This window comes from Variovorax stachyos, from assembly GCF_051400855.1.
Taxonomy (GTDB): Bacteria; Pseudomonadota; Gammaproteobacteria; order Burkholderiales; family Burkholderiaceae_C; genus Variovorax.
Genome location: NZ_JBLFFN010000039.1, coordinates 1 through 5,618, shown reverse-complemented (window position 1 = coordinate 5,618; position 5,618 = coordinate 1). Strand labels below are relative to the sequence as shown.

2 tRNA genes and 3 rRNA genes are annotated in these 5,618 nt (G+C 51.9%); all 5 read right to left on the bottom strand.

What is annotated here, in order from left to right:
- Positions 1-59 precede the first annotated feature (59 nt).
- Positions 60-172, bottom strand: a 5S ribosomal RNA gene (gene rrf, locus ACMGEZ_RS29530).
- A 117-nt stretch (positions 173-289) separates the two neighbouring features.
- Positions 290-3,160 (bottom strand): 23S ribosomal RNA (locus ACMGEZ_RS29525).
- Between the two features lie 314 nt (positions 3,161-3,474).
- Positions 3,475-3,550: transfer RNA gene (locus ACMGEZ_RS29520), tRNA-Ala, on the bottom strand.
- A 28-nt stretch (positions 3,551-3,578) separates the two neighbouring features.
- A tRNA-Ile gene (locus ACMGEZ_RS29515) sits at positions 3,579-3,655 on the bottom strand.
- Positions 3,656-3,728: 73 nt separating this feature from the next.
- Positions 3,729-5,263, bottom strand: a 16S ribosomal RNA gene (locus ACMGEZ_RS29510).
- Together the 16S, 23S and 5S rRNA genes with 2 tRNA genes alongside form the textbook arrangement of a ribosomal RNA operon.
- Between the last annotated feature and the right edge of the window lie 355 nt (positions 5,264-5,618).

The following is a 5,618-nucleotide window of genomic DNA, read 5'->3' as shown; positions in this document are numbered from 1 at the left end:
GGGTGGCTAAAAGGCAAAAAGCCCAACCATTGCTGGCTGGGCTTTTTGTGGCTGTAAGAGCCTGACGATGACCTACTTTCACACGGGAACCCGCACTATCATCGGCGCTGAGGCGTTTCACTGTCCTGTTCGGGATGGGAAGGAGTGGGACCACCTCGCTATGGTCATCAGGCATAAAGGGTTGCTGTCTTGGTATTGAGGTCAAGACGGCGAATTCATAGAGTTAAATCAGCTTGGTATTTGACTGCGTCACTTGGCATAACACCTTGATCTGGGAGATCAAAGTTATAGGGTCAAGCCGCACGAGCAATTAGTATCGGTTAGCTTAACGCATTACTGCGCTTCCACACCCGACCTATCAACGTCCTGGTCTAGAACGACTCTTCAGGGGGCTCGAGGCCCCGGCAGATCTCATCTTGAAACGAGTTTCCCGCTTAGATGCTTTCAGCGGTTATCTCTTCCACACTTAGCTACTCGGCAATGCCACTGGCGTGACAACCGATACACCAGAGGTGTGTCCACTCCGGTCCTCTCGTACTAGGAGCAGGCTTCCTCAAATCTGCAGCGCCCACGGAAGATAGGGACCAAACTGTCTCACGACGTTTTAAACCCAGCTCACGTACCTCTTTAAATGGCGAACAGCCATACCCTTGGGACCGGCTACAGCCCCAGGATGAGATGAGCCGACATCGAGGTGCCAAACACCGCCGTCGATATGAACTCTTGGGCGGTATCAGCCTGTTATCCCCAGAGTACCTTTTATCCGTTGAGCGATGGCCCTTCCATACAGAACCACCGGATCACTATGTCCTGCTTTCGCATCTGCTCGACTTGTCAGTCTCGCAGTTAAGCACGCTTATGCCATTGCACTATCGTCACGATGTCCGACCGTAACTAGCGTACCTTCGAACTCCTCCGTTACGCTTTGGGAGGAGACCGCCCCAGTCAAACTGCCTACCATGCACTGTCCCCGATCCAGATGATGGACCTAGGTTAGAACCTCAAACACACCAGGGTGGTATTTCAACGTTGGCTCCATGCGATCTAGCGACCGCACTTCAAAGCCTCCCACCTATCCTACACAGATCTGTTCAAAGTCCAATACAAAGCTACAGTAAAGGTTCATGGGGTCTTTCCGTCTTTCCGCGGGGAGATTGCATCATCACAAACATTTCAACTTCGCTGAGTCTCAGGAGGAGACAGTGTGGCCATCGTTACGCCATTCGTGCAGGTCGGAACTTACCCGACAAGGAATTTCGCTACCTTAGGACCGTTATAGTTACGGCCGCCGTTTACTGGGACTTCAATCAAGAGCTTGCACCCCATCATTTAATCTTCCAGCACCGGGCAGGCGTCACACCCTATACGTCCACTTTCGTGTTTGCAGAGTGCTGTGTTTTTAATAAACAGTCGCAGCCACCGATTTTTTGCAACCCATTCATGCTCCGTTGTTCACTTCACACTAATAGGGCACACCTTCTTCCGAAGTTACGGTGTCAATTTGCCGAGTTCCTTCTCCTGAGTTCTCTCAAGCGCCTTAGAATACTCATCTCGCGCACCAGTGTCGGTTTGCGGTACGGTCGTGTGCAGCTGAAGCTTAGTGGCTTTTCCTGGAACCTCGTTCAGTCACTTCACCAGCAAGCTGGCTCGATCGTTGGCCTCGGTATATGTGCGCCGGATTTGCCTAACGCACGCCTACTTCCAACTAAACCGGGATATCCAACACCCGGATGACCTATTAAGATCCGTCCCCACATCGCACTACACATCGGTACAGGAATATTGACCTGTTTCCCATCAGCTACGCATCTCTGCCTCGCCTTAGGGGCCGACTCACTCTACGCCGATGAACGTTGCGTAGAAAACCTTGCGCTTACGGCGAGGGGGCTTTTCACCCCCTTTAACGCTACTCATGTCAGCATTCGCACTTCTGATACCTCCAGCACGCTTTACAACGCACCTTCACAGGCTTACAGAACGCTCTCCTACCACGCACAGTAAACTGTGCATCCGCAGCTTCGGTAACTGGCTTAGCCCCGTTACATCTTCCGCGCAGGACGACTCGATCAGTGAGCTATTACGCTTTCTTTAAATGATGGCTGCTTCTAAGCCAACATCCTGACTGTTTTAGCCTTCCCACTTCGTTTCCCACTTAGCCAATTTTAGGGACCTTAGCTGGCGGTCTGGGTTGTTTCCCTCTTGAGTCCGGACGTTAGCACCCGGTGCTCTGTCTCCCAAGCTGTACTCGTCGGTATTCGGAGTTTGCCTTGGTTTGGTAAGTCGCCATGACCCCCTAGCCAAAACAGTGCTCTACCCCCGACGGTAATACTTGAGGCACTACCTAAATAGTTTTCGGAGAGAACCAGCTATTTCCAAGTTTGTTTAGCCTTTCACCCCTATCCACAGCTCATCCGCTAGTTTTGCAACACTAGTCGGTTCGGACCTCCAGTACCTGTTACGGCACCTTCATCCTGGCCATGGATAGATCACTTGGTTTCGGGTCTACACCCAGCGACTAGACGCCCTATTCGGACTCGATTTCTCTACGGCTTCCCTATTCGGTTAACCTTGCCACTGAATGTAAGTCGCTGACCCATTATACAAAAGGTACGCCGTCACCCTTGCGGGCTCCGACTTTTTGTAAGCATGCGGTTTCAGGATCTATTTCACTCCCCTCCCGGGGTTCTTTTCGCCTTTCCCTCACGGTACTAGTTCACTATCGGTCGATGATGAGTATTTAGCCTTGGAGGATGGTCCCCCCATCTTCAGACAGGATTTCTCGTGTCCCGCCCTACTTTTCGTCAGCTCAGTACCACACAAGTCTTTTCACGTACGGGGCTGTCACCCACTATGGCCGGCCTTTCCAAGCCGTTCCGTTAAGTCTTGTGCTATCACTAACAGGCTCTTCCGATTTCGCTCGCCACTACTTTCGGAATCTCGGTTGATGTCTTTTCCTCGAGCTACTGAGATGTTTCAGTTCACCCGGTTCGCCTCGTTATCCTATGTATTCAGATAACGATACCTTTCGGTGGGTTTCCCCATTCGGAAATCTCCGGATCAAAGCTAATTTGCCAGCTCCCCGAAGCTTATCGCAGGCTATCACGTCCTTCGTCGCCTATCATCGCCAAGGCATCCACCACATGCTCTTATTCACTTGACCCTATAACTTTGACGTTTCTTCACAGAAACCAAAGCCCATCAAGGAATATGTCAGGTCTTTCACCTGACGCGTTATGCCGTCTTCAATTCGAATTGCTTCGAAGTAAAGTTCATTTGACGCAATCAAAAATTCTTGTTGCTGATGGCACGGTCCGCACTAAACCTTTACGAATGTGCAGTTTCCATCAGCAACGCTGATTCGACTCTATGAATTTTTAAAGAACAGCCGATTGACCGAACAATCTCGATCAACAACAAAGAGGCCTCGCGCTCTCGCACAAAGCCGCTTTGGTGTTGAAGGATCTACCAGGATGATGGTGGAGGATGACGGGATCGAACCGACGACCCCCTGCTTGCAAAGCAGGTGCTCTCCCAGCTGAGCTAATCCCCCGATGTCCTCTCACTTGGATATCAGAAGATGGTGGGTCTAGTTGGGCTCGAACCAACGACCCCCGCCTTATCAAGACGGTGCTCTAACCAGCTGAGCTACAGACCCATGGTCGAAACAAATCGACCTCTTCCAACAACCGATAAGTGTGGGCGTTCAATTTGAACGGCATTGTTTCCAGAAAGGAGGTGATCCAGCCGCACCTTCCGATACGGCTACCTTGTTACGACTTCACCCCAGTCACGAACCCTGCCGTGGTAATCGCCCTCCTTGCGGTTAGGCTAACTACTTCTGGCAGAACCCGCTCCCATGGTGTGACGGGCGGTGTGTACAAGACCCGGGAACGTATTCACCGTGACATTCTGATCCACGATTACTAGCGATTCCGACTTCACGCAGTCGAGTTGCAGACTGCGATCCGGACTACGACTGGCTTTATGGGATTAGCTCCCCCTCGCGGGTTGGCAACCCTTTGTACCAGCCATTGTATGACGTGTGTAGCCCCACCTATAAGGGCCATGAGGACTTGACGTCATCCCCACCTTCCTCCGGTTTGTCACCGGCAGTCTCATTAGAGTGCCCAACCAAATGTAGCAACTAATGACAAGGGTTGCGCTCGTTGCGGGACTTAACCCAACATCTCACGACACGAGCTGACGACAGCCATGCAGCACCTGTGTTACGGTTCTCTTTCGAGCACTAAGCCATCTCTGGCAAATTCCGTACATGTCAAAGGTGGGTAAGGTTTTTCGCGTTGCATCGAATTAAACCACATCATCCACCGCTTGTGCGGGTCCCCGTCAATTCCTTTGAGTTTCAACCTTGCGGCCGTACTCCCCAGGCGGTCAACTTCACGCGTTAGCTTCGTTACTGAGTCAGTGAAGACCCAACAACCAGTTGACATCGTTTAGGGCGTGGACTACCAGGGTATCTAATCCTGTTTGCTCCCCACGCTTTCGTGCATGAGCGTCAGTGCAGGCCCAGGGGATTGCCTTCGCCATCGGTGTTCCTCCGCATATCTACGCATTTCACTGCTACACGCGGAATTCCATCCCCCTCTGCCGCACTCCAGCGATGCAGTCACAGATGCAGTTCCCAGGTTGAGCCCGGGGATTTCACAACTGTCTTACATCACCGCCTGCGCACGCTTTACGCCCAGTAATTCCGATTAACGCTTGCACCCTACGTATTACCGCGGCTGCTGGCACGTAGTTAGCCGGTGCTTATTCTTACGGTACCGTCATGAGCCCCCTTTATTAGAGAAAGCCTTTTCGTTCCGTACAAAAGCAGTTTACAACCCGAAGGCCTTCATCCTGCACGCGGCATGGCTGGATCAGGCTTGCGCCCATTGTCCAAAATTCCCCACTGCTGCCTCCCGTAGGAGTCTGGGCCGTGTCTCAGTCCCAGTGTGGCTGGTCGTCCTCTCAGACCAGCTACAGATCGCAGGCTTGGTGAGCCTTTACCTCACCAACTACCTAATCTGCCATCGGCCGCTCCATTCGCGCAAGGCCTTGCGGTCCCCTGCTTTCATCCGTAGATCTCATGCGGTATTAGCACAGCTTTCGCTGCGTTATCCCCCACGATTGGGCACGTTCCGATGTATTACTCACCCGTTCGCCACTCGCCACCAGGATTGCTCCCGTGCTGCCGTTCGACTTGCATGTGTAAGGCATGCCGCCAGCGTTCAATCTGAGCCAGGATCAAACTCTATAGTTCGATCTTGAATTTAACGTCTCTCGCGAGACAAACTCATAAAAACGGAATTGAAGTGAACTTCACTTCTATTCTCATGAGCATTTAAAGCCTAAAGGCTTCGTTCCGAAGAACTTGGCCATTCGCCTCAAACGCCCACGCTTATCGGCTGTATGTTTTTAATGATCCCGCAAGTCAGGCAACTCTCTCCGCCCTTCTCGCCAACTTCGCTGCGATCAGCGAAGCCTTAGATTATTACACGATTTTTAAAGAATCGCCAAACTTTTTTGAAGCCTCCTAGAACCCGCCAACCTCTCGATCAACACAGCCCCAATCAACCCCTCAACCCCACCCAGACCAGCCATCAAAGCCCCTCAGA